The sequence below is a fragment of the Saccharopolyspora karakumensis genome (assembly GCF_004349225.1).
Classification (GTDB): Bacteria; Actinomycetota; Actinomycetes; order Mycobacteriales; family Pseudonocardiaceae; genus Saccharopolyspora; species Saccharopolyspora endophytica.
In genome coordinates this window covers 25,858-50,542 of record NZ_SMLA01000051.1, presented here as the reverse complement: position 1 = coordinate 50,542, position 24,685 = coordinate 25,858, and the positions used below count along the sequence as shown (strand labels likewise).

Annotated in this window: 23 protein-coding genes; 5 read left to right on the top strand and 18 right to left on the bottom strand. The window is 70.1% G+C overall.

Annotated elements, in window-relative coordinates:
• Together E1202_RS25085 and E1202_RS25080 are read left to right on the top strand one after the other, a co-directional pair.
• A partial coding sequence (locus E1202_RS25085) for a YibE/F family protein (protein WP_235878983.1) occupies positions 1–1,314 on the top strand: 1,314 nt, incomplete at its 5' end.
• Positions 1,315–1,353: 39 nt separating this feature from the next.
• A complete protein-coding gene (locus E1202_RS25080) occupies positions 1,354–1,743 on the top strand; it encodes a hypothetical protein (protein ID WP_132685592.1) in 390 nt (129 codons plus the stop codon).
• A 52-nt stretch (positions 1,744–1,795) separates the two neighbouring features.
• Here the strand turns inward: E1202_RS25080 and E1202_RS25075 are convergent, their stop codons facing one another.
• From E1202_RS25075 to E1202_RS25065, 3 genes are read right to left on the bottom strand one after another with little or no spacing between them, the layout of a single operon-like run.
• Positions 1,796–2,428 (bottom strand): hypothetical protein, encoded by a 633-nt coding sequence (locus tag E1202_RS25075; RefSeq protein ID WP_132685591.1) that lies wholly within the window; start codon positions 2,426–2,428, stop codon positions 1,796–1,798.
• The gene (gene hisS / locus E1202_RS25070; protein ID WP_132685590.1) at positions 2,425–3,693 is read right to left on the bottom strand and encodes a histidine--tRNA ligase; all 1,269 of its coding nucleotides are present in this window, start codon (positions 3,691–3,693) and stop codon (positions 2,425–2,427) included. Before hisS ends, E1202_RS25075 begins: the two co-directional genes overlap by 4 nt.
• Positions 3,694–3,714: 21 nt before the next feature.
• Complete coding sequence (locus E1202_RS25065) at positions 3,715–4,395, bottom strand: MBL fold metallo-hydrolase (RefSeq protein ID WP_132685589.1); 681 nt, start codon at positions 4,393–4,395, stop codon at positions 3,715–3,717.
• Positions 4,396–4,563: 168 nt separating this feature from the next.
• On the opposite strand from E1202_RS25065, the gene E1202_RS25060 reads away from it, so the two are divergent.
• The gene (locus tag E1202_RS25060; RefSeq protein WP_132685588.1) at positions 4,564–5,394 is read left to right on the top strand and encodes a peptidylprolyl isomerase; all 831 of its coding nucleotides are present in this window, start codon (positions 4,564–4,566) and stop codon (positions 5,392–5,394) included.
• Positions 5,395–5,615: 221 nt separating this feature from the next.
• On the opposite strand, the gene E1202_RS25055 is transcribed toward E1202_RS25060, so the two are convergent.
• The 12 genes from E1202_RS25055 to pdxS form a co-directional block, all read right to left on the bottom strand.
• Entirely contained in the window at positions 5,616–7,931 is a 2,316-nt protein-coding gene (locus E1202_RS25055) for a RelA/SpoT family protein (RefSeq protein WP_132626730.1), read from the bottom strand.
• A gap of 202 nt (positions 7,932–8,133) precedes the next feature.
• Positions 8,134–8,694, bottom strand: a complete 561-nt coding sequence (locus E1202_RS25050; protein WP_132685587.1) for an adenine phosphoribosyltransferase — start codon at positions 8,692–8,694, stop codon at positions 8,134–8,136.
• A complete protein-coding gene (secF, locus tag E1202_RS25045; protein ID WP_132685586.1) occupies positions 8,694–9,866 on the bottom strand; it encodes a protein translocase subunit SecF in 1,173 nt (390 codons plus the stop codon). Before secF ends, E1202_RS25050 begins: the two co-directional genes overlap by 1 nt.
• On the bottom strand, positions 9,863–11,416 hold the full coding sequence (secD, locus tag E1202_RS25040) for a protein translocase subunit SecD (protein WP_132685585.1): 1,554 nt from the start codon (positions 11,414–11,416) through the stop codon (positions 9,863–9,865). The genes secF and secD overlap by 4 nt, the downstream gene beginning before the upstream one ends.
• Before the next feature lie 337 nt (positions 11,417–11,753).
• Positions 11,754–12,137: a preprotein translocase subunit YajC gene (gene yajC / locus E1202_RS25035; protein ID WP_132685584.1), complete on the bottom strand. Its 384-nt coding sequence runs from the start codon at positions 12,135–12,137 to the stop codon at positions 11,754–11,756.
• A 162-nt stretch (positions 12,138–12,299) separates the two neighbouring features.
• The gene (gene ruvB / locus E1202_RS25030; protein ID WP_132685583.1) at positions 12,300–13,367 is read right to left on the bottom strand and encodes a Holliday junction branch migration DNA helicase RuvB; all 1,068 of its coding nucleotides are present in this window, start codon (positions 13,365–13,367) and stop codon (positions 12,300–12,302) included.
• An 8-nt stretch (positions 13,368–13,375) separates the two neighbouring features.
• Entirely contained in the window at positions 13,376–13,975 is a 600-nt protein-coding gene (gene ruvA / locus E1202_RS25025) for a Holliday junction branch migration protein RuvA (protein WP_132685582.1), read from the bottom strand.
• Complete coding sequence (gene ruvC, locus E1202_RS25020) at positions 13,972–14,583, bottom strand: crossover junction endodeoxyribonuclease RuvC (protein WP_132685581.1); 612 nt, start codon at positions 14,581–14,583, stop codon at positions 13,972–13,974. Before ruvC ends, ruvA begins: the two co-directional genes overlap by 4 nt.
• 158 nt (positions 14,584–14,741) lie before the next feature.
• Positions 14,742–15,242: a DUF4262 domain-containing protein gene (locus E1202_RS25015; RefSeq protein ID WP_235878982.1), complete on the bottom strand. Its 501-nt coding sequence runs from the start codon at positions 15,240–15,242 to the stop codon at positions 14,742–14,744.
• Positions 15,243–15,538: 296 nt separating this feature from the next.
• Positions 15,539–16,291, bottom strand: coding sequence for a YebC/PmpR family DNA-binding transcriptional regulator (locus E1202_RS25010; protein ID WP_132685580.1), 753 nt, complete (start codon positions 16,289–16,291; stop codon positions 15,539–15,541).
• Between the two features lie 34 nt (positions 16,292–16,325).
• Positions 16,326–16,970, bottom strand: a complete 645-nt coding sequence (gene pdxT / locus E1202_RS25005; protein WP_132685579.1) for a pyridoxal 5'-phosphate synthase glutaminase subunit PdxT — start codon at positions 16,968–16,970, stop codon at positions 16,326–16,328.
• 239 nt (positions 16,971–17,209) lie between these two features.
• A complete protein-coding gene (pdxS, locus tag E1202_RS25000; RefSeq protein WP_132685578.1) occupies positions 17,210–18,112 on the bottom strand; it encodes a pyridoxal 5'-phosphate synthase lyase subunit PdxS in 903 nt (300 codons plus the stop codon).
• A 200-nt stretch (positions 18,113–18,312) separates the two neighbouring features.
• Here pdxS and E1202_RS24995 point away from each other — a divergent pair, with 200 nt between their 5' ends.
• Positions 18,313–20,421 carry an elongation factor G-like protein EF-G2 gene (locus E1202_RS24995; RefSeq protein WP_132685577.1) on the top strand — a complete coding sequence of 703 codons (2,109 nt, stop codon included), beginning with the start codon at positions 18,313–18,315 and terminating at the stop codon, positions 20,419–20,421.
• 71 nt (positions 20,422–20,492) lie between these two features.
• On the opposite strand, the gene pgsA is transcribed toward E1202_RS24995, so the two are convergent.
• Entirely contained in the window at positions 20,493–21,095 is a 603-nt protein-coding gene (gene pgsA / locus E1202_RS24990; RefSeq protein ID WP_132685576.1) for a phosphatidylinositol phosphate synthase, read from the bottom strand.
• 215 nt (positions 21,096–21,310) lie between these two features.
• On the opposite strand from pgsA, the gene E1202_RS24985 reads away from it, so the two are divergent.
• Entirely contained in the window at positions 21,311–21,835 is a 525-nt protein-coding gene (locus E1202_RS24985) for a YceI family protein (protein ID WP_132685575.1), read from the top strand.
• Between the two features lie 263 nt (positions 21,836–22,098).
• Here the strand turns inward: E1202_RS24985 and E1202_RS24980 are convergent, their stop codons facing one another.
• Positions 22,099–22,572 (bottom strand): HIT family protein, encoded by a 474-nt coding sequence (locus E1202_RS24980; RefSeq protein WP_132685596.1) that lies wholly within the window; start codon positions 22,570–22,572, stop codon positions 22,099–22,101.
• Between the two features lie 83 nt (positions 22,573–22,655).
• Positions 22,656–24,680, bottom strand: coding sequence for a threonine--tRNA ligase (thrS, locus tag E1202_RS24975; protein WP_132685595.1), 2,025 nt, complete (start codon positions 24,678–24,680; stop codon positions 22,656–22,658).
• Positions 24,681–24,685: the final 5 nt, after the last annotated feature.

Below are 24,685 nucleotides of genomic sequence, written 5' to 3'. Positions count from 1 at the left end.
CGCCCGCCGCGCCCGCAGCCCGATCCCCCGCAGCCGGAGGAACCGCGCTCCCACCGGCGCCGCGAAGAACCCGCCGGTCACGGACACGGGCACGGGCACGGCCCGGCCGCCCCGGCGTCGACGCACGTCAAGCGACTGCTGGCGTTCCTGCTGATCCCGTTCGCGCTGGCCGCGGTCGTCGGGATCTTCGTGCTCTACCCCTGGGGTCACGACCAGAAGACCGGCGCCGACCTCGGGTTCGGGCAGTCCCCGGTCAACGGCGAGGTCATCTCCGCCGGAGCCACCTCCTGCAGCGAGGGCGAGGCCGGTCAGGGCTGCGTCCAGCTCGCCGTGAAGATGCAGGACGGGCCGCGACCGAACCAGACCATCGAGCAGGTCGTGCCCACCGACCCGGGCAGCCCGCGCTTCGCCGTCGGCGATCAGGTGGTGCTCTCCTACGCCGGGGAGAACCCCGACGACCCGACGTCGTTCCAGGTCGTGGACTTCCAGCGCGGCCTGCCGCTGACGCTGCTGGCGCTGGTGTTCGCCGCCGCCGTGCTCGTGCTCGGACGCTGGCAGGGGCTGGCCGCGCTCGTCGGTCTCGGCCTGAGCCTGGTGATGCTCGTCGGATTCGTGCTCCCCGCGATCCTCGCCGGTGAAGACCCGCTGCTGGTGGCGGTCGTGGGCGCCGGGCTGATCATGTTCATCGTCCTGTACCTGACGCACGGGTTCTCCGCTCGGACCTCCACCGCCGTGCTCGGCACGATGCTGAGCCTGGCGCTCATCGGCGTCCTGAGCACCGCCTTCTCCGCCGCCACCAGCCTGACGGGGCTGGACGAGAACACCTCCAGCGTGATCGGGGCGCTGGGTGCCCCCATCGACGCGCGCGGGCTGCTCCTGGCCGGCATCGTCATCGGCGCGCTCGGCGTCCTCGACGACGTGACCGTCACGCAGACCAGCGCCGTGTGGGAGCTGCGAGCGGCCAACCCGTCGTTGTCCTGGCGGCAGCTCTACGGGGCGGGCCTGCGCATCGGTCGCGACCACGTGTCCTCGGCGGTCAACACGCTGGTGCTGGCCTACGCGGGCGCGGCGCTGCCGATGCTGCTGGCCTACACCCTCTCGGGCCGCACCTTCGGCGAGATCGTCAGTTCGCAGGCCGTCGCGCAGGAGGTCGTGCGCACCCTCGTCGGCAGCGTCGGCCTGGTCGCGGCGGTGCCCATCACGACGGCCATCGCTGCGCTGGTGGCCGTCCAGGAGCCCGCCGAACAGCCCGGCGAGGAGGGTGCCGAACGGGCGAAGAAGCGGCGACGTCCGGGTAGAACCGATGGCAGGTAGGGCTGCGCGGTGCGACCGGCCTGCCGCAGACTGGCGGACATGCCCACGCCGTTACCCGATTTCGGCAGCGTCCTGGACGTCCCCGGCCGACTGCTCGGCGGTCTGACGTCCCTCGGCGGAGCGGTGCTCCGCGAGACGACGGCCGTGCTCGCCGCGATCCACGCCCTGCCGCGCCTCGTGGTCGCGCTGGAACGGATCGGACCGCTGTCCGACACCCTCGCCGAGACGCGGGACGCGCTGCGCGAGCTCGCCGACAGCGCGAACGACCTGGGGCCGACGTCCGACCAGCTGCGCTTCCTGCACGAGCAGGTCGTTCAGGTCGCCTGCGACCTCCGCGTCCTCGAACCGGACGTGGAAGCCCTCACCAAGACCACGGCCCAGCTCGACCAGACGGCCCAGCTCCTCATCACAGCCCTCAACCGCGCCTGAACCCCATCGAGTGAGCGGATTCGAACTTCGCGCGAAGTTCGAATTCCCGGGTTCAGAGGGCGGCGACGAACTTGGCGACGGCTTCCGGTTGGAGGCGCTGGGCCATGCGGCCCTGAGGCGCGAGGGACGCCAGTTGGTAGAGGGGCCGGTTCGGCGGCGCCTCTCCCCTGGCCTCGGCGCGGAGCTGCGCGACGACCAGCTGGGAGAGCACGAGACCGCGGGTGTCCTCGTTGCCGGCCAGCGCGTCGGCCAGGCGGCGCAACGCGTAGACGCCCAGCTCGCGGCCACCGGTACCGGCGTACATCGCCAGCGAGACGCTGATCGCCTTGCCCTTGGGCGCACCACCGATGAGCACGTTGATCGTGCGGGCACCGCGCAGGTCGGTGACGAACAGCTCCAGCCGCGTCGCCTCGTGCACGTCGACCACCCGGCTGCCCAGGGCCCGGGCCACGACCTCGTGCCCGCGCAGCGTGATGGTCTTGCGCGACTCGGTCCAGGCCAGCAGCAACAGCGGCACCGCGACGATCACCAGCGTGGTCACGAACCCGACCGGCCCGGCGAACAGGCTGACGATGCCGCCGATCGCGGCGGCCACGATGACCGCCGCGATCGCCACGTTGCGGGCCCGGACTCGCACGGTGCGCCGATCCAGCAGGTCCAGCGGCACCGCCTCGACGTCGCTCATCGGCTCTCCGCGACCGCCGCACGCACGTCGTCGACCAGCGATTCCAGCGACACGGCGCGCTGCTCGCCGGTGGTCAGCTCCTTGAGCTGCGCGCTGCCGGATTCCAGATCGCGCTCGCCCAGCACCAGCGCGAAGCGGGCGCCGGAGCGGTCGGCGGCCTTCATCGCGCCCTTGAGGCCCTTGCCGCCGTAGGCGATGTCGACCCGCACGCCGTGCGACCGCAGCCCGCCGGTGGCGGCGACCAGCTTGCGCTTGGCCGTCTCGCCCATCGGCACGCAGTAGACGTCGCACCGCGACTGGTCACCGACCGACAGGCCTTCGGTCTGGCAGGCCAGCAGCGTGCGGTCCACGCCGAGGCCGAAACCGATGCCGGACAGCTCCTGGCCGCCGAGCTCGGCCATCAGCCCGTCGTAGCGGCCACCGCCGCCGATGCCGGACTGGGCGCCGAGCCCGTCGTGGACGAACTCGAAGGTCGTCTTGGTGTAGTAGTCCAAGCCGCGCACCAGCCGCGGGTTCTCCACGAACTCCACGCCCAGGTCCACCAGGTGCGCCTTGACCGACTCGTAGTGCTCCTCGGCCTCGGCCGAGAGGTGGTCGACCATCAGCGGCGCGTCGGCGACCATCTCGCGGACCTCGGGGCGCTTGTCGTCGAGCACCCGCAGCGGGTTGAGCTCGGCGCGGCGTTGCGTGTCCTCGTCCAGCGGCAGCCCGCGCAGGAACTCCTGCAGCTTGGCGCGGTAGGTGGGACGGCAGGTCGCATCGCCCAGCGAGGTCAGTTCGATGCGGTGCCCGGTCAGGCCGAGCCGCCGGTAGCCCTCGTCGGCGATCGCGATGACCTCGGCGTCCAGCGCCGGGTCGTCCACGCCGATGGCCTCCACGCCGACCTGCTGCAGCTGCCGGTAGCGGCCGGCCTGCGGGCGCTCGTAGCGGAAGAACGCGCCGCTGTAGTACAGCTTCACGGGCAGCTGGCCCCGGTCGAGGCCGTTCTCGATGACCGAGCGCATGACGCCGGCCGTGCCCTCCGGGCGCAGCGTCACCGAACGCCCGCCGCGGTCGGCGAAGGTGTACATCTCCTTGCTGACCACGTCGGTCGACTCGCCGACCCCGCGCGCGAACAGCGCGGTGTCCTCGAACAGCGGCAGCTCGACGTAGCCGTATCCGGCGCGACGCGCGGCGTCGGCCAGGGTCTCGCGCACCGCGAGGAAAGCCGCCGAGTCCGGCGGGAAGTACTCCGGGATGCCCTTGGGGGCGTTGAACGTGCTCATCAGGTTTGCGATTCGTCCTCGTCAGTGGGCGTCGGAGGCGGGCAGTTCCTGCAGGAACGGGTTGCCCGCGCGCTCGCGCCCGATGGTGGTGGTCGGTCCGTGGCCCGGCAGCACGACGGTCTCGTCGTCCAGCGGCAGCACCCGGGTGCTCAGCGACTCGAGCATCGCGCCGTGGTCGCCGCCGGGCAGATCGGTGCGCCCGATGGCGCCGGCGAAGAGGGTGTCGCCGGACAGCAACAGCCGCCCGCCCTCCTCCGTGCCGACGCCGAACAGCACCGACCCGCCGGTATGGCCCGGGGTGTGCGTGACGTCGAAGCGCAGGCCCGCCAGCTCCAGCACGTCGCCGTCGGCGATCTCGCGGACCTCGGCGGGCTCCTCACCGCTGATGCCGTCGCCGAAGAGCTGGCGGCCCGCGGGCCCCAGCGCCGCGCCCGGGTCGGCGAGCATGAACCGGTCGGCGGGGTGGATGTGGGCGGGCACGTCGTGCTCGGCGCAGATCTGCGCGGCCGAGAGCACGTGGTCGAAGTGCCCGTGCGTCAGCAGCACGGCGGCAGGCGTGAGCCGGTGCTTGGCCAGTTGCTCGTTCAACGGCTCGACGGCGTCCTGACCGGGGTCGACGACGACGCAGGCTTCGCCCTCACCGCGGGCCAGCACGTAGCAGTTCGCCTGCAGCGGTCCTACCGGGAAGCCGAGGGCAAGCACGTCAGAAGGGCCTTTCGTCGAGGATGCACAGCCGAATGGCAACCCTAGATTATCGTCCGCACCCGATGCGCCTGCGCACACCGGCATGGGCTCTCAGGAAGCGGTCCCGGGGCACCTCATAAACTTCGCTGCACAACATCAGATCATGGAGTGCGGGGAGGGGAGCAAGTGCCCAGCAACGAGCAGCGTCGTCAGGCGGCCAAACGGAAGCTCGAACGCCAGATGCAGCGCCGTGAGGAGCAGGCCAAGCGACGCCGGGTGATCACCATCGGGGCGACGATCGTGGTGGTCATCGCGATCGTGGTTGGCGTCTTCTACTTCAGCCGCAGCGGCGGCGAGCCCGCGGCCGAGCAGCAGCCGCCGCAGCCGCAGGTCAACATCCCGACCGAGCTGGCCCCGCCGCCGGCCCGTCCGACCCCGCTGGCCGACCCCGTCTCGTGCACCTACCGCCCGGACGGCCAGGCGAGCAAGCCGGTGCAGCCGCCGGCCAACGGCGAGGTGTCGTCGAAGGGCACCGTGCAGGCCACCATCGAGACCAACCAGGGCACCATCCCGCTGACCCTGGACCGCTCGCTGGCCCCCTGCACCGTGAACAGCTTCATCAGCCTGGCCGAGCAGTCGTTCTACGAGGGCACCAACTGCCACCGGATCAGCACCGAGGGCCTGCAGATGCTGCAGTGCGGTGACCCGACCGGGCAGGGCTCCGGCGGTCCCGGCTACGCCTTCGACGACGAGACGTTCCCGGAGCTGAAGTACGGCCGCGGCTACCTGGCGATGGCGAACTCGGGCCCGAACACCAACGGCAGCCAGTTCTTCATGGTCTTCGGCGACGCCCAGCTCTCGCCGGACTACACCGTCTTCGGCACGATCTCGCCCGAGGGCCTGAAGGTCATCGACGACGTCGCCCGCGCGGGCCACGACGGCGCCTTCGACTCCTCCGCGGGCGGTGGCCACCCGAAGAAGCAGGTCACCTTCAACAAGGTCAACGTCCAGGCCTGACCCGGACCTCGCAGGGACCTCACGCGCAGAGGGGCACCGTTCCACCCGGAACGGTGCCCCTCTGCTGCGGTGACCGGATTGCTCCGGTAATCCGAACCCCGATTGCGGCAGTAATCCGCCCTCCCACCGATCCAGAGACGGAATACCGCCGTAATCAGGACCCCGAAAACGGGAGTGATCCGGGTGGGACGGGACCGGGTACGGGAGGTAGGTGGACCTGGTCAGGTGGCGGAGGTGACTCGGTAGACGTCGTAGACGCCTTCGATGTTGCGGACCGCCTTGAGGACGTGGCCGAGGTGCTTGGGGTCGCCCATCTCGAAGGAGAAGCGGCTGACCGCCACGCGGTCCTTCGAGGTGGTCACCGAGGCCGACAGGATGTTGACGCGCTCGTCGGCCAGCACCTTGGTGACGTCGGAGAGCAGCCGGTGCCGGTCGAGCGCCTCGACCTGGATGGCGACCAGGAACACCGAGGACGACGACGGCGCCCAGTGCACCTCCACCAGCCGTTCCGGCGTCTTGCGCAGGTCGTCGGCGTTGGTGCAGTCGGTGCGGTGCACGCTGACCCAGCCGCCGCGGGTGACGAAGCCCAGGATCTCGTCGCCGGGAACCGGGGTGCAGCAGCGGGCGAGCTTCGCCCACACGTCCCCGGCGTCCTTGACCACCACGCCGGAATCGCCGCTGCTGCGCCGCTTTCCGCCACCTTCCAAGGTGGACGGCGTGGAGCGCTCGGCGATCTGGTCGGCGGCCTGCTCCGGTCCGCCGATGTGCTGCACCAGCTGCTGCACGAGGTGCTGCGCGGAGAGCTGCTTCTCCCCCACCGCCGCGTAGAGCGCGGTGACATCGACGTAGTGCAGCTCGCGGGCGACGGCGCCCAGCGCCTCGGCGGAGACCAGGCGCTGCACCGGGAGTCCGAGGCGCCGGATCTCCTTGGTGATCAGCTCCTTGCCGGACTCGATGGCCTCTTCGCGGCGCTCCTTGGCGAACCACTGCTTGATCTTGGCCTTGGCGCGCGGTGAGGCGACGAACGACAGCCAGTCGCGGCTCGGCCCGGACCCCTCCGCCTTGGAGGTGAAGATCTCGACGACCTCGCCGTTCTCCAGCTTGCGCTCCAGCGCCACCAGCCGGCCGTTGACCCGCGAGCCGATGCAGCGGTGCCCGACCTCGGTGTGCACGGCGTAGGCGAAGTCGACCGGTGTCGAGCCGGACGGCAGCGTGATCACGTCGCCCTTGGGCGTGAAGACGAAGATCTCGCGGGTGGCCAGGTCGTAGCGCAGCGACTCCAGGAACTCGCCCGGGTCGGCGGCCTCGCGCTGCCAGTCCAGCAGCTGGCGCATCCAGGCCATCTCGTCGACCTCGACGCCACCGCCGCTGTTGCGGCCCTTGGTCTCCTTGTAGCGCCAGTGCGCGGCGATGCCGTACTCGGCGGTCCGGTGCATCTCGCGGGTGCGGATCTGCACTTCGAGGGGCTTGCCCTCGGGACCGATGACCGTGGTGTGCAGCGACTGGTAGACGCCGAAGCGCGGCTGGGCGATGTAGTCCTTGAACCGGCCGGGCATGGGCTGCCAGAGCGCGTGCACCACGCCCATCGCCGCGTAGCAGTCGCGGATCTCGTCGACCAGGATCCGCACGCCCACCAGGTCGTGGATGTCGTCGAAGTCGCGACCGCGGACGATCATCTTCTGGTGGATCGAGTAGTAGTGCTTGGGCCTGCCCTCGACCTTGGCGGCCAGCCGGGCAGCGTCGAGCTGCGTGGACAGCTCGTCGATCACGGTGCGCAGGTAGGTGTCGCGCGAGGGGGCGCGGTTGGCGACCAGGCGCACGATCTCGTCGTACTTCTTGGGCTGCAGGATGGCGAAGGCCAGGTCCTCCAGCTCCCACTTGATCGTGGCCATCCCCAGCCGGTGCGCCAGCGGCGCGAGCACTTCGAGGGTCTCGCGAGCCTTGCGGGCCTGCTTCTCCGGCGGCAGGAAGCGCATGGTGCGCATGTTGTGCAGCCGGTCGGACAGCTTGATGACCAGCACCCGCGGGTCCCGGGCCATCGCGATGATCATCTTGCGGATGGTCTCGGCCTCGGCCGCCGCGCCCAGCTTGACCTTGTCGAGCTTCGTGACGCCGTCGACCAGGTGGGCGACCTCGTCGCCGAAGTCGGACCCGAGCCGCTCCAGCGAGTAGTCGGTGTCCTCGACGGTGTCGTGCAGCAGCCCCGCCACCAGCGTGGTCGTGTCCATGCCGAGCTCGGCCAGGATCGTGGCCACCGCCAGCGGGTGGGTGATGTACGGGTCGCCCGATTTGCGCTTCTGGCTGCGGTGCTTCTCCTCGGCGACGTCGTAGGCGCGTTGCAGCAGCGTCAGATCGGCTTGCGGGTGCAGTTCGCGGTGGACGACCGCCAACGGCTCCAGGACCTGCTTGACCTGGGCGGCGCGCTGAGCGGTGATCCTCCTCGCCAGTCTGGCGCGGACTCGGCGCGTGGCCGAGGTCGCACGCGGCTCGGCAACCGGATCGGTTGCCGAGGCAGGAGAATCAACGTGGTGGCTCACCGCACGCTCCCGGGCTCAGGCGTTGCTTAGTCCCAGGTCCGGGGGACCCGGACACTGAGAATAACGCCGACGGGTCAACGACCCATCCCTGGTGTGGTGGTCGATACGCCCAACGGTCACCTTCTGCAGTCGAGATGACCTTGGGAATTCAGTCGAACCGATCACCGACCGTTGTGACGCTGCTGGTTGCAAGCGTCGACGATCAGGATCGCAGCAGGGCACGGACGTGCTCGTCGACGATCTTGTCCCGGCCTTCCAGGGCGGTGAGCTCCATCACGACCGCGGCCGCGGTGACCTCCGCACCCGCCTGGCGGATCAGCCGGCACGCGGCCCCCAGGGTGCCGCCGGTGGCCAGCACGTCGTCGACGACCAGGACCCGCTGTCCCGCACGCAGCGTGTCGGCGGGCAGTTCCAGCGTCGCGTGGCCGTACTCCAGCTCGTAGGAGATCCGGTCGGCGACCTCCGGCAGCTTGCCGGGCTTGCGCAGGCCGACCACACCGGTGCCGAACGCCTGGGCGACGGCGGCGCCGAGCAGGAAGCCGCGGGCCTCCACACCGGCGACGACGTCGAACTCCAGGCCCCGGCCCAGCGCGTCGGTGATGGCCCGCAGCGCCGCCGGGTCGGCGAGCATCGGGCTGATGTCGCGGAACAGCACGCCCGGCTCCGGGAAGTCGGGGACCTCCCGGATCAGCCGGACCGCGCTCTTGAGGGCGACGTCGTCCCCGTCCACCACTGCAACGCCGGTGGTGACTTCCTCGGGCATCAACGACGTCGCTTCCCGCTGGGCCGCGCGGCCTTGCCCGCCGGGCGCGCCGCGGGCTGCTGCCGCGTCGCACCGGCCGTGACCGGGGGCTTGGGCTCCTCCGGGACGTCCTCGCCCGCCTCGCGGGCGGCCGCCTTGGCCCGGCGCTGCTCGACCTTCTTGGCGTGCGAGCGGTACTTCGACTCGCGCATCTTCAGGTCCACCAGCAGCGGCGTCGCGAGGTAGATCGAGGAGATGACGCCGGCGGTCATGCCGACCATCTGCACCAGCGCCAGGTCGCGCAGCACGCCGACGCCGAGCAGTCCGGCACCGACCACGAGCAGTCCGAGCACCGGCAGCAACGCGATGACCGAGGTGTTGATCGAGCGCATCAGCGTCTGGTTGACCGCCAGGTTCGCCGCCTCCGGGTAGGTGCGGCGGGTCATGCTCAGCAGGCCCCGGGTGTTCTCCTTGACCTTGTCGAAGACCACCACGGTGTCGTACAGCGAGAACCCGAGGATCGTCAGCAGACCGATCACCGTGCTCGGCGTGACCTCGAAGCCCACCAGCGAGTAGATGCCGGCGGTGATCACGACGTCGTGCAGCAGCGCGACGAGGGCCGCGACCGCCATCCACTTCTCGAAGTAGAACGCCAGGAAGATCGTCACCAGCACCAGGAACACGCCGAGCGCGAGCAGCGCCTGGGTGGTGATCTCCTCGCCCCAGGTGCCGGAGACCGCGCTGTCGCTGATCACCTGCTGGCTGGGCTTGCCCGTCCCGTCCAGCGGCTGCGTCTGGTTGAAGATCTGCTGCTTGACGTCGATGACCTGGTCCACCGTCAGCGACGAGGACCGGACCTGGATGCTCTGGTTCCCACCGGCGCCGACGACCTGGACCGTCTCGGCCGGGTGCCCGATCGCGTCGCTGAAGGCGGACTGCACCGCGTCGGTCTCGATCGGGCCCTGGGCTCCGACCGCGGGCATGGAGATCTTGGTTCCGCCCTCGAAGTCGATGCCGAGGTTGAACCCCTTGAACCCGATCGCGCCGATGCACACCAGCACCAGCAGACCGAGCGCGATGTACCAGCGGGAACGCTTGCCGACGATGTCGAAGGCACCGGTACCGGTGTAGAGCCGGTGGAAGACGCTCTCGCGCTTCTGGGCCCCTTCGGTGTCAGGAGTCGTCACCTTCACGCCTCCTTGGAGGTGGTCGCGGCGGCCTTGCGCGCGGCGCGGTTCCGGTTGCCGATGCGCTGCACGGCGCCCAGCCCGGAGACCGACGGCTTGGACAGGAACTTGTTCTTCGAGGCGAGCGCCACCAGCGGGTGCGTGACCAGGAAGACCACCACGAGGTCGAGCACCGTGGACATGCCCAGGGTGAACGCGAATCCCTTCACCTGGCCGACGGCCAGCACGTAGAGCACCGCGGCGGCGAGGAAGCTGACCGCGTCGGCGGACAGGATCGTGCGCCGCGCCCGGACCCACGCCCGGGGCACCGAGGAGCGGAAGGTGCGACCCTCGCGGATCTCGTCCTTGAGCCTCTCGAAGAACACGATGAACGAGTCAGCGGTGATGCCGATGGCCACGATGAACCCGGCGACACCGGCCAGGTCCAGGGTGAACCCGATCCACCTCCCGAGCAGCACCAGCACCCCGTAGACCACGCCGCCGGACAGCACCAGCGACAGCACGGTCAGGATGCCCAGCAGCCGGTAGTAGGCCAGGCAGTACACGGCCACCAGCAGCAGACCGATGCCACCCGCGATCAGGCCCGCTTCCAGCGAGGCGATGCCCAGCGTCGCCGAGACCGTCTCGGCCTCGGACTGGTCGAAGGCCAGCGGCAGCGAGCCGTACTTGAGGATGTTGGCCAGGTCCGTCGCGGACTGCTGGTTGAACTGGCCGCTGATGCTGGCGTTGCCGCCCAGCAGCGGCTCGTTGATCGACGGCGCGGAGACGACCTCGCCGTCCAGCACGAACGCGGCCTGCTGGCCGACGTTGGCCGAGGTGAAGTCGGCCCAGGTCTTGGCACCACCCGACTTGAAGTTGAGGCTGACCGACCAACCCGGGTTGCCGCCCTGCGGGTTCGGCGGCTGGGCCATCGAGTCGGCGATCTCCTTGCCCTCCAGGAACACCGGCTCGAGGATGTACTTGGCCGTGCCCTCCCGGTCGCAGGCGACCAGCGGTAGCTTCGGGTCCTCGTTGCCGCGCAGCGGGTCCTCGGCCTTGCAGTCCAGCGCTTGCGCGGCCTGCATCAGCACGTTCGGATCGGTGCTCTGCCGGGTCGCCTTCGCGGCTTCGATCGCCTGGGCGGAGTCGCCCGGCGGCTGCGCCTGCTGCGGCGTCGTCGGGGCCGGGGGCTGGGTGGCGGGCAGCTGCTGGGCGACCTTGCGGAAGTTCAGCTCCGCGGTCTGCCCGAGCTGCTTGGCCTCTTCACCGCCCTCGCCGGGCACGGTGATGATCAGGTTCGACCCGTCGAGGGCGACCTCGGAGCCGCCGATGCCCATGCCGTTCACGCGGGTCTCGATGATCTGCCGCGCCTGGTCCAGCGATTCCTTGCTGGGAGGCTGCCCGTCGGGGGTGCGCGCGGTGAGCGTGACCCGCGTTCCTCCCTGCAGGTCGATGCCCAGTTTCGGATTGGGCTTGCCATCACCGGTGAAGAACACCAGTGCGTACAGCGCCATCACGATCAGCGCGAAGATCGCGAGATAACGCCCTGGGCGCAGCTGCCCGGCCGGAGGTGCCACGGTGCGTCGGTCTCCTGTTCAGGGTCAGTTCGGATGCGCGACCCGGCCGGGGCCGAGAGCGCGAGCGGCGAGCGGTTTCGCCCTCGACAACGTACCGCCGGTGGTACCGGGTTCCGCCGTTCGATGCGATCTTGTGGCGGTCTTCGCCACCACCGACCGCCACGTACCGTCATCCAGTCTCGCAGGCCCGGAACGGGCCGCGACTACATGGGGTGGCCGAACGGCAGCGACGCGGGCCCGGAGTGGTTCGGCTCCGGTGCCCGCGTCGCGATGACGGCACGCTGTCCCCCGGCGGGCGCCCGACGTGCGGCACCCGTCACGGGGTCGACCAGGCGCGTCAGCTGGTCTTCTGCTTCTCCGCCGAGTCGGCGACCTCGGTCTCGGACTTGTCCTCGACCTTGGTCTCCTCGGTCGCGGACTCCTCGGCGGGGGCCTCGGCGGCCGGGGCCTCGGCGGCCTCGGTCTCGACCTTCTCGCGGACGGCCTGACGCACCCAGGTGGTGGTCATGCCCGGAGCGATCTCGATGTCGATGGTGTCATCGCTGGTCGACACGACGGTGCCGAAGACGCCGGAGGTCGTCATCACCCGGTCGCCTGCGGTGATCGAGTTCTGCAGCTTCTGCTGCTCGGCCATCGCGCGCTTCTGCTTGCGGGCCTGCAGGAACAGCGGCACCGCCAGCAGGACGATCAACAGCGGCAGGATCAGGGATTGGAGTTGCATCATGCTCCGTTCAGCGGGCGCACGACAGGACCAACCAACGAGTCCGCGCCCGGTTTGTTCGGATGTTCTAGCCCCAGTCTGCCAGGTCAACGAAAGTGCCAGGTTGACGCGTGGCATTCAGCTGGTCCGCCGCCACCGTAACGGCGGATTGTCACCGTTGGGTCACTCCGCGAAAAGGGAGGGCGGACCTTCTCCGGGAGCGTTCGCCGGAGGCGTCATGCCCAGGTGGAACCAGGCGGCGGCGGTGGCCACCCGGCCTCGCGGGGTGCGGGCCAGCATCCCCGCTCTGACCAGGTACGGCTCGCACACCTCCTCCACCGTGGTGGGTTCCTCACCGACCGCGACCGCGAGCGTGGAGATGCCCACCGGCCCGCCGTGGAACGACTTGATCAGCGCCCGCAGCACCGCCCGGTCCAGGCGGTCCAGACCCATCTCGTCGACGTCGTAGACCTCCAGCGCGGCGCGCGCGACCTCGCGGGTCACCGCGCCGTCGGCGCGGACCTCGGCGTAGTCGCGGACCCGGCGCAGCAGCCGGTTGGCGATGCGCGGCGTGCCCCGGGAGCGGCCGGCGATCTCGGCGGCGCCGTCATCGCGCAGGTCCACGCCCAGGATGCCCGCCGAACGGCGAACCACCTGATCGAGTTCATCGGAGGTGTAGAACTCCATGTGCGCGGTGAAGCCGAACCGGTCCCGCAGCGGACCCGTCAGCGCGCCGGAGCGGGTGGTGGCCCCGACCAGCGTGAACGGCGCGAGTTCGAGCGGGATGCTCGTCGCGCCCGGCCCCTTGCCGACGACGATGTCGACGCGGAAGTCCTCCATCGCCAGGTAGAGCATCTCCTCGGCGGGGCGGGCGATCCGGTGGATCTCGTCGATGAACAGCACGTCGCCCTCGGAGAGGTTGGACAGCATCGCCGCGAGATCACCGGGCTTCTCCAGCGCGGGCCCGGAGGTGACGCGGATGGCCGAACCCAGCTCCGCGGCGATGATCATCGACAGGCTCGTCTTGCCCAGACCGGGCGGGCCGGAGAACAGCACGTGGTCGGGCTGGTCGCCGCGCCGCAGGGCGCCGTGCAGGACCAGTTCGAGCTGTTCGCGCACGCGCGCCTGACCGACGAACTCGCTGAGCTTGCGCGGGCGCAGCGTCATCTCGACGTCGCCCTCGCCGTCGTCCTCGTGCGGGGCGAGCGAGACCGCGTCCTCGGGTGCCGACCAGTCCTCTTCCTCGTACATCGGCTACCTCACTTGGGCCCGAGGGTGGCCAGCGCCTTGCGCAGCACCGCGGAGGTGTCCAGGTCGCCGCCGCCGTTGGACAGCACGGCTTCCACGGTCTGGTCGGCCTGCTTGGCGGAGAAGCCCAGTCCCACCAGCGCCTCGGAGACCTCGCTGCGGACCCGGCCGCGGTCGACGGTGGCCGTCGGCTCGACCGTGGTGCCCGCGACGACGCCGACCTTGTCGCGCAGTTCGAGGATCAGCCGCTCGGCGCTCTTCTTGCCGATTCCCGGGACCTGGGTGAGCACGGTGAGGTTGCCGTCGGCCAGGGCCGTGCACAGCTGCTCCGGCGAGAGCACCGCGAGGGTGGCCAGGGCCAGCCGGGGACCGACGCCGGAGGCCGTCTGCAGCAGCCCGAACAGGTCGCGGGCCTCGGCGTCGGCGAAGCCGTAGAGGGTCAGCGAGTCCTCGCGCACGATCAGCGAGGTCCACAGCCGGGTCTCCTCGCCGCGCCGCAGACCGGCGAGGGTGGACGGGGTGGCGTGCACCGCCATGCCGACGCCACCGACCTCGACCACGGCGTGGTCGAGGCCGATCGACAGCACCGGTCCGCGCACCGTGGAGATCATCGGGTCTTGCCTCCTGTGTTGGGAGCGGCCTGCTGCTGCCGGCCCGCTCGCTTCTCCTGCGCCGCTTTGAGCTTCGCGCGGTGGTTGCGCGCCATCTCGGCGGCTCGCGCCTCCGCCTGCGCCAGCCGGTCCATCATCGGCGCCCGCCACAGGTGGCAGACGGCCAGGGCCAGCGCGTCGGCGGCGTCGGCCGGTTTCGGCGCCTCGGCCAGCCCGAGGATCTTGGTGATCATCGTGGTGACCTGCTTCTTGTCAGCCCGCCCGGAACCGCTGATCGCGGCCTTGACCTCGCTCGGCGTGTGGAAGGCGACCGGCAGCCCGCGGCGCGCGGCGGCCAGCGCCACCACGCCGGAGACCTGCGCGGTGCCCATCACGGTGCGCACGTTGTGCTGGCTGAACACCCGCTCGATGGCCACGACCTGCGGTTCGTGGAGGTCCATCCAGCGCTCGACCTCGGTGGCCACGGTCATCAGCCGCGAGGCGAGCTCGTCCTCCTGCGGACTGCGCGCCACGCCGACGGCCACGCACCCGACCGAGCGCCCCTTGCCACCGTCGACCACGCCGAGCCCGCAACGGGTCAACCCCGGGTCGACTCCCAACACGCGCACGACGCCACCCACCAAGCCGGAAAGAACACTCGTTCGAACCCTAACCAACCCCGCCTCACGAGCCACACGCGACACGCCCTCTCCCTCACCCAGGAGGGTGGCGAACGCGAGAGTGGAATTCCCCCGCGCCCGGCCTCGGGAGGTGCGGGGCATCCGGGTCAGGGGCCGTCGACTCCGGGGGTCCAGGATTCGGGGAGGCCGGAGTCGGTGAGGATCGGCTGGTACTCGCGGAAGCCCCCGGGAGCGTCGGGCTGCCAGGGGAACTTGGCGTCGTCCGGGCTGGAGACGATGAGCTGCAGCGCCGGGAAGTCCGGTCCGTTGTAGACCAGGAACGCCGATCCGAGGTACTCCGGGTAGTGCTGGAGCGCGATCTTCTCGAAGGTCACCGGGCAGCCCTGCAGGAAGCCCTCGTAGAGCTGACCGGGCTGGAAGCGCTCGCCCTGCCCCGCGCGCTGCACGTAGGTGTTGACCACCGAGTGCGCGACCTCCTGCGGAAGCCCGATCACCACGACCTCGGGCTTGCCGAACCGGCGCCACGCGCCGACGGAGAAGGCGTAGGCCGGGCCGTTGTCGTCCCCGGCGACGTGCATGACCGCGGCGCCGTGCTGCTCCGCGGTGTTGACCATCCACTTGCGCAGTGATTCATCGGTGTCGACCACGGCGCCATTCTGCACGTCAACGCAAGAACCGCTCCCGCCGACGCCCGATTTCACGGACGCCCGAGGGAGCGGTAGGTCCGGCCTTGCGCTTGATGATCCCGTGCAAGCGGCGCAGCCGCGAGGCGTGAGAACCACCCTCGCAACCTGCACCGCCGCGGGTTCTGACACGTCTTCTGGCGAGTACGCCGCGACGCCGTGTATTGGACATACATAAGTCGTGGCGCACGGAGCCCAGAAGGCGTGTCAGGTTCCGCTACCCGCACCGCCAAGCACAAAGACCACCGACTTCGTGATCGTCAGGCGTTGACCTCTGCCATGACCGAGTCGCTGACGTCGAAGGCCGCGTAGACGTTCTGGACGTCGTCGCAGTCCTCCAGGGCGTCGATGAGCTTGAAGATCTTGCGCGCGCCTTCGGCGTCGAGCTCGACGTTGACCGAGGCCAGGAAGTTGGTCTCCGCCGAGTCGTACTCGATGCCTCCGGCCTGCAGCGCCTTGCGGACGTCGACGACGTCCGAGGCGTCGGACAGGATCTCGTAGCTCTCGCCGAGGTCGTTGATCTCCTCGGCGCCCGCCTCCAGGACGGCCGCGAGCACGTCGTCCTCGCTGAGGCCGTTCTTGGGCAGCAGCACCACGCCGCGACGGGTGAACAGGTACGCGACCGAGCCCGCATCGGCCATGGAGCCGCCGTTGCGGGTCATGGCGGTGCGGACCTCGCCCGCCGCGCGGTTGCGGTTGTCGGTCAGGCACTCCACCAGCACGGCGACGCCGTTGGGGCCGTAGCCCTCGTACATGATCGTCTGCCAGTCGGCGCCGCCGGCCTCTTCGCCAGCTCCGCGCTTGCGCGCGCGCTCGACGTTGTCCATCGGGACCGAGTTCTTCTTGGCCTTCTGGATCGCGTCGTAGAGGGTCGGATTGCCCTCCGGGTCACCGCCGCCGGTGCGGGCCGCGACCTCGATGTTCTTGATCAGCTTCGCGAAGAGCTTGCCGCGCTTGGCATCGACGGCGGCCTTCTTGTGCTTGGTGGTGGCCCACTTGGAGTGGCCGCTCATCTCTCCTCCGTCTTTCCACGCCCGCGACGGGCTGTCACCGCCCGCGGACGATCCGTACGAAATAGCGGTGCACCCGCTCGTCCCCCTCGACCAGTTCCGGGTGGAAGGCCGTGGCGAGCACCGCTCCCTGCTGAACCGCGACGATCCTACCGGCGAGGCCTTCGCGCTCGGTGGCGTCGGGGGTGGTGGCGCCGTCGAGCCCCTCGGGCACCGCGGCCAGGACCGACACGCCGGCGCCGATTTTCTCGACCCACGGCGCGCGGATGAACACCGCGTGGACCGGGTCGGAGATCCCCTGGAAGTCGAGGTCGGTCTCGAAGGAGTCGACCTGCCTGCCGAAGGCGTTCCGGCGCACGACCACGTCCAGCGCACCCAGCGGGCGGACCGCTGCGGTCCTGTCGTCGTCAACGCTGGTGGCCAGCATGATCATTCCCGCGCAGGAGCCGTAGGCGGGCAGGCCGTCGGCCAGCCGCGCGCGCAGCGGTTCGTAGAGATCGAACGTGTCCAGCAGCCGGGTCATGGTGGTCGACTCCCCGCCGGGCAGCACGATGCCGTCGACGGCGTCGAGCTCCTCGACCCGCCGGACCGGGATCGCCCGCGCGCCGCAGCGCTCCAGCGCGGCCAGGTGCTCGGCCACTCCCCCTTGCAACGCCAGCACACCGATGACGGGCTGGTCCATCGCTTCCCCTCCTACCCACGGGATGTACGGGCTCGTCCCTGAACTCAGGTGCAAGCGGTGCAGCCGCGAGGTGAGAACCACCTCGCGACCTGCACCGCCGCGGGTCCTCCGGACGTCGTCTGGCGAGGACGCCGCGACGCCGTGCATCGGCATGCATCACGAGTGGCGCCCGGAGTCCAGACGACGTCTCAGGTTCCGCTGCCTGCACCGCCGAGCAGAAGGACCGCAGTTCTCGCTCGTCACCAGCCGCGGCCGGCGAGGCGGTCCTTGTCGGAGAGGTCGTCGATGTTGATGCCGACCATGGCTTCACCGAGACCGCGCGAAACCTTGGCGAGGACGTCCGGGTCGTCGTAGAAGGTGGTGGCCTTGACGATGGCCTCGGCGCGCTTGGCCGGGTCGCCGGACTTGAAGATGCCGGAGCCGACGAACACGCCCTCGGCGCCGAGCTGGCGCATCATCGCCGCGTCCGCCGGGGTGGCGATGCCGCCCGCGGTGAACAGCACGACCGGCAGCTCACCGGTGCGCGCGACCTCGCGGACCAGCTCGACCGGCGCGCGCAGCTCCTTGGCGGCGACGTAGAGCTCGTCGGCCTCCAGGGTGGACAGCCGCCGCATGTCGGCGCGGATCTGGCGCATGTGCCGGGTGGCCTCGACGACGTTGCCGGTGCCGGCTTCACCCTTGGAGCGGATCATCGACGCGCCTTCGGCGATGCGGCGCAGCGCCTCGCCGAGGTTGGTCGCACCGCAGACGAACGGGACCGTGAACGCCCACTTGTTGATGTGGTTGGTCTCGTCGGCGGGGGTGAGCACCTCGGACTCGTCGATGTAGTCGACGCCGAGCGACTGCAGCACCTGGGCCTCGACGAAGTGGCCGATGCGGGCCTTGGCCATCACCGGGATGGACACCGAGTTGACGATGCCCTCGATCATGTCCGGATCGGACATCCGGGCCACGCCGCCCTGCACGCGGATGTCGGCGGGCACGCGTTCGAGCGCCATGACCGCGACCGCTCCGGCCTGCTCGGCGATCTTGGCCTGCTCGGGGGTGACCACGTCCATGATCACGCCGCCCTTGAGCATCTCGGCCATGCCCCGCTTCACGCCGTCCGTGCCGGTGGGAGCGGTGTCCGCTGCGCTAGTCAACTTTGATCTTCCTTCACATTCCGGAGGTGTTCCCGCCACCAACCTAAACACGAACTGGACCACCGCAACGGTCCACTCAGCCCCGATTTCAGTAGTCCACTTCGCGCCCGGGTCCCCCAGGCGCGGCCTTGCACGAGCACACCACCGGGTGTGTGATCGGAGACACATCTCTGGCCGTCCGGGTAGTGCAGGAGCTCGCCATGGGAACCAAACAAGCCGGCACAGCGGCTGGGCCGGGTGCCCCGGCCCCCTCAAATCCCGCTCAGATCCGCAACGTCGTCCTGGTCGGCCCTTCCGCGGCCGGCAAGACCACGCTCGTCGAGGCGCTGCTGGAGGCCACCTCGGCCATCCCGCGCCCCGGGGCGGTCACCGAGGGCACCACCGTGTGCGACCACGAACCGGCCTCGATCGACCAGCAGCGCTCCATCGCGCTGTCCATCGCCCCGGTCCAGCACGGGGACACCAAGATCAACCTGATCGACACCCCCGGCTACGCCGATTTCGTCGGTGAGCTGCGCGCGGGCCTGCGCGCGGCCGACGCGGCGCTGTTCGTGGTGGCCGCGACCGAGGGCGTCGACGCGGCGACCCGCGCGATCTGGCACGAGTGCGCGGCGGTGGGGATGCCGCGGGCGGTGGCCATCTCGCGGCTCGACCAGCCGCGCGCCGACTTCGACACCGCACTGCTGACCTGCCAGGACGCCTTCGGAGGAGGCGTCCTTCCGCTGTACCTGCCGCACGTGGAGGGCGGCGAGGCGACCGGGCTGCTCGGACTGGTCACCGAGAGCATCTACCAGAACGGCCAGGTCCGGCCCGCCGACGAGGCCCTGCGCGCCGAGGTGGAGCAGCCGCGCGGCGAGCTGATCGAAGCGATCATCGCCGAGAGCGAGGACGAATCCCTGATGGACCGCTACCTCGCCGGCGAGCAGATCGACGAGGACACGCTGATCGACGACCTGGAGACGGCGGTGGCGCGCGGCGGGCTGCACCCGGTGCTGCCCGTGTCGGCGCTGACCGGCCTCGGCATCCCCGAGGTCCTCGACGGCATCCGGCGCGGCTTCCCCTCGCCGCTGGAGCACCAGCTGCCCGAGTTCACCGACCCGCAGGGCGGCAACCCGCGACTGCTCACGCCCGATCCGGACGGTCCGCTGGCCGCCGAGGTCGTGCACACCTCCGTCGACTCCTACGTCGGACGCGTCTCGCTGGCCAGGGTCTTCTCCGGCACGATGCGCCCCGAACGGCCGGTGCACGTCTCCGGGCACGGCATGGCCGAGCGCGGCCACCCCGACCACGACGAGGACGAGCGCGTCGCCCACCTGTACTCACCGCTGGGTGCGACCCTGCGGGAAGTGCCGCAGTGCGTGGCGGGCGACCTGTGCGCGCTGACCAAGATCGGCTCGGCGGAAACCGGCGACACGCTCTCCGACCCGTCCGACCCGCTGCTGCTCACCCCGTGGCCGATGCCCGAACCGCTGCTGCCGATCGCGGTCACCGCCCACAACCGCAGCGACGAGGACGCTCTGGCCCGCAACCTCAACCGGCTCATCGCCGCCGACCCGAGCCTGCGCCTGGAACGCGACAGCGAGACCCACCAGCTGGTCCTGTGGTGCATGGGCGAGGCGCACGCCGACGTCGTCCTGCAGCGGCTGCGCGAGGGCGGCGCGGAGGTGGACACGGTTCCGGTGCGGGTCGCGCTGCGGCAGACCTTCACCAAGCCGGCCAAGGGTCATGGGCGGCACGTCAAGCAGTCCGGCGGGCACGGCCAGTACGCGGTGTGCGACCTGGAGATCGAACCGCTGCCCGCGGGGTCCGGCGTCGAGTTCGCCGAGAAGGTGGTGGGCGGTGCGGTGCCGCGCCAGTTCATCCCCAGCGTGGAGAAGGGGGTGCGCGCTCAGCTGGAGAAGGGCATCACCGAGGGCTGCCCGATCGTCGACGTCCGGGTCACGCTGGTCGACGGCAAGGCGCACAGCGTCGACTCCTCCGACGCGGCGTTCCAGGCCGCCGGTGCGCTGGGGGTGAAGGCAGCGGCCGAGCAGGCGGGTCTGACCACGCTCGAACCCGTCGACGAGGTCGCCGTGCACATCCCCGACGAGCACCTGGGCGCGATCCTCGGGGACCTGTCGAGCCGCCGGGGCAAGGTCGTGGGCACCGAACCCGAGGACGGCGGGTGGACGGTCGTGCGCGCGCACGTCCCGGCCAGCGAGCTGATCCGCTACACGGTCAACGTCCGGTCCCTGACCTCGGGCAGCGCGACCTTCACGCGGCACTTCGAGAGCTACGAACCGGTGCCGGACGGCCTCGTGCCCAAGTGAGGGCGGCTGTGGTCCGAATCGGAACGGACGTCGATCACGGACGGTTCACCGGCGACGCTCCGCGGCCTCGGTCACGCCTTCGAGGAGGCGTGGACGGCGTGGATGCGCTGGGCGATGGTGATCAGCGTCAGCGCCGCGAGGAGCCAGAGGGCGACGTCGAGGACGAGGGGGACGCCGAGGCCGTGCAGGCCCGCACCGGTGAGGATGATCAGGAAGCGCTCGGCCCGCTCGGCGAGGCCGCCGTCGGCCTTGAGGCCGTTGGCCTCCGCCCGGGCCTTGATGTAGGAGATCACCTGGGCGCCCGCCAGGCAGATCAGCAGACCCAGGCCTCGGTCCCGATCGACGTCGACGACCAGGGCCCACCAGACCAGCGATCCGAACAGGACGCCGTCGACGATGCGGTCGCAGCTGGCGTCCAGCACCGCCCCGAAGCGGGTGACGCGACCGCCGACCCGGGCCATCGCGCCGTCGAGGATGTCGAAGAGCAGGAACACCGCGGTCACCACGGTGCCGACGAACAGCTCACCGCGCGGGAAGAACCACAGCGCCGACACCACCGAGGCGACGGTCCCGACGACCGTCACCGCGTTCGGCGTCAGGCCGATGCGGACCAGGGCCAGACCGATCGGATTGGTCAGCCGGGACAGGGACGCCCGCGCGAAGATGTTGAGCATGTGCCTTCAGGTGCCAGCGGTGGTGTGCAGTGACGTCCGCGCACGATGCGCGTCGTTGCAGATTAACCGGATCTGGATCGGCTCCGGCCGCTGGTGTGACGATCTCCGGAACTCAAAAGTGACCCCCGCCACATCCGGGAATGGTTGAAGCTTCAACCTAGTTGGGCCATGGTGAGAGCAACACCCGACACCAACCCTCTTGGAGGCACGCGACCATGACGGCCACCGCGCAGATCCCCGGCTACACCACTGGCACCTGGGACATCGACCCGGTGCACTCGGACATCCTGTTCTCGGTGCGCCACATGGGCGTCGGCAAGTCCCGGGGTCGCTTCGGCGCCTTCTCCGCCGAGATCGTCACCGCCGAGGACCTGCTGCAGTCGTCGGTGAAGGCGACCATCGACGTCTCGTCGATCGACACCCGCAACGCCGACCGCGACGCCCACGTGCGCAGCGCCGACTTCTTCGACGCCGAGCAGCACCCCACCGCGACCTTCCGCTCCACCGGCATCCGCCAGGACGGCGAGAACTACCTGATCGACGGTGAGTTCACGCTCAAGGGCGTCACCAAGCCGGTGACCCTCACCGCCGAGCTCAACGGGTTCTCCGAGAACCTGCTGGGCATCTCGGCCACCACCACCATCAACCGCACCGACTTCGGTGTCGGCCAGCCCGGTGGCGCCGTCGTCGGCGAGAAGATCACCATCACGCTGGACATCGAAGCCCAGCTCCGCGCCTGATCCCCCTCAGGAAGAAGAGCAGGACCGGCACCAGCCGGTCCTGCTCTTCTCGTTCTGACCCGTGCTCTTGTGGTGTGCGGCGACAGCCGCTGCTTCAGGTGCGGGACTCAGCCGGCACCGCCGCGGGTTCTGAGGCGGTTCTCCCGCGAGGACGCGCCGACGTGGTGTATTGGACACACATGAACCGGTGCGCCCGGAGCACGAGGACCGCCTCAGGTTCCGCTACTGGCACCGCCAAGCAGACGAACCACTGGAAAACACGTTCACTCAGCCCAGGCGTCGGCGAGTAGTTTCCAGGTGTCTCCCAGCAGCTGCGGGAGAACCTTGGTGTGGCCGATGACCGGCATGAAGTTGGAGTCGCCGCCCCAGCGCGGCACCACGTGCTGGTGCAGGTGCGCGGCGATGCCGGCACCGGCCACGGGTCCCTGGTTGAGGCCGATGTTGAAGCCGTGCGGCGCGGAGATCGTGCGGATGACCCGCATCGCGCGCTTCGTGTACTCGGCGACCGCGACGGTCTCCTCGTCCGTGAGCTCGGTGTAGTCCGCGACGTGCCGGTACGGCAGCACCATCAGGTGCCCCGGGTTGTACGGGTACAGGTTGAGGATCGCGAACACCAGCTCGCCGCGGGCGACGATCAGCGAATCCGAGTCGGGCTGACCGGATTCGAGCAGCCGGCAGAACGGGCAGCCGTCGCTGTCATCGCCGTCCGGCTTGTTCTCGCCCTGGATGTAGGCCATCCGGTGCGGGGTCCACAGCCGCTGCAGCGCGTCGTCGACCCCCGCACCTTCCTGCCGCGTCAGCTCGACGCCCTCGGAACCGCTCACGCCTGGCCCGCCTGGAAGTTCTCGGCGTTGGGCGAGGCGTTCTCGCGCCGCTGCACCCAGTCGACCAGCGCGTTGACCGCGTCGTCGACCGGGACGCCGTTGATCTGCGAGCCGTCGCGGAACCGGAACGACACCGCGTCGCCCTCGACGTCCTTGCCACCGGCCAGCAGCAGGAACGGGACCTTCTGCGTGGTGTGGTTGCGGATCTTCTTCTGCATCCGGTCGTCGCTGGTGTCGATGTCGACCCGGATCCCCTTGGCGCGCAACGCCTTGCGCACCTTCTGCAGGTGCTCGACGTGCTCGTCGGCGATCGGGATGCCCACGACCTGCACCGGGGCCAGCCACGCCGGGAACGCGCCCGCGTAGTGCTCGGTGAGCACGCCGAAGAACCGCTCGATGGAGCCGAACAGCGCCCGGTGGATCTTGATCGGCCGCTGCTTGCCGCCGTCCGGGCCGGTGTACTCGAGGTTGAAGCGCTCCGGCAGGTGGTAGTCGACCTGGATGGTCGACATCTGCCAGCTGCGGCCCAGCGCGTCCTTGGCCTGCACGGAGATCTTCGGGCCGTAGAAGGCCGCGCCGCCCGGGTCGGGGACGAGCTCCAGGCCGGAGGACTCGGCGGCCTCGCGCAGCGCGTTGGTGGCGACCTCCCAGCTCTCGTCGTCACCCACGTACTTCTCCTCGTTGCGGGTGGACAGCTCGAGGTAGAAGTCGTCGAGGCCGTAGTCGCGCAGCAGGTCCAGCACGAAGCCCAGCAGCGACTTGAGCTCGTCCTGCAGCTGGTCGGGCATGCAGTAGATGTGGGCGTCGTCCTGCGTCATGCCGCGCACGCGGGTCAGACCGTGCACCACACCGGACTTCTCGTAGCGGTAGACCGACCCGAACTCGAACAGCCGCAGCGGCAGCTCGCGGTAGGAGCGACCGCGCGAGCGGAAGATCAGGTTGTGGAACGGGCAGTTCATCGGCTTGAGGTAGTAGTCCACCCCGGGCTTGCGCAGCTCACCGTTGGCGTCGCGCTCCTCGTCGAGGTGCATCGCCGGGAACATGCCGTCCTTGTACCAGTCGAGGTGACCGGAGGTCTGGAACAGCGTCTCCTTGGTGATGTGCGGGGTGTTGACGAACTCGTAGTCCGCCTCCTCGTGCCGCTTGCGGGAGTAGTCCTCCAGCTCGCGGCGGATGATTCCGCCCTTGGGGTGGAACACCGGCAGACCGGAACCGATCTCGTCCGGGAAGGAGAACAGGTCCAGCTCGGCGCCGAGGCGGCGGTGGTCGCGGCGCTCGGCCTCGGCGAGCCACTCCAGGTGCTCGTCGAGCTTGTCCTTGGACTCCCACGCGGTGCCGTAGACGCGCTGCAGCTGCTGGTTGTTCTGGTCGCCGCGCCAGTAGGCGGCGGCCACCCGCATCAGCTTGAACGCCGGGATGAACCGGGTGTGCGGCACGTGCGGGCCGCGGCACAGGTCGCCCCAGACGCGCTCGCCGTGCCGGTCGATGTTGTCGTAGACGGTCAGCTCACCGCCGCCGACCTCCATCACTTCTGAAGTGTCCACTGTGTCGTCAGCGGACTTGAGGTCGACGAGCTCCAGCTTGTACGGCTCGTTCGCCAGCTCCTCCTTGGCGGCCTCGACCGACTCCAGGCGGCGGCGGGAGAACTTCTGGCCGGACTTGAGGATCTGCTTCATGCGCTTCTCCAGCGCCTGCAGGTCCTCCGGGGTGAACGGCTTGTCGACGTCGAAGTCGTAGTAGAAGCCGTCCTTGACCGGCGGGCCGATGCCCAACTTGGCGTCCGGGAACAGGTTCTGCACCGCCTGCGCGAGCACGTGCGCGGCGGAGTGGCGGATGACGCTGCGGCCGTCCTCGGTCTCAGCGGCGACCGCCTCGACCTCGACGTCGGACTCCGGCGCCCAGTCCAGGTCGCGCAGGTCGCCCTCGGCGTCGCGGACCACCACGATCGCGTCCGGGCCCTTCGACGGCAGCCCCGCCTCGGCGACGGCCGCACCCGCGGTAGTGCCCGCCGGAACCTTCACCCGGG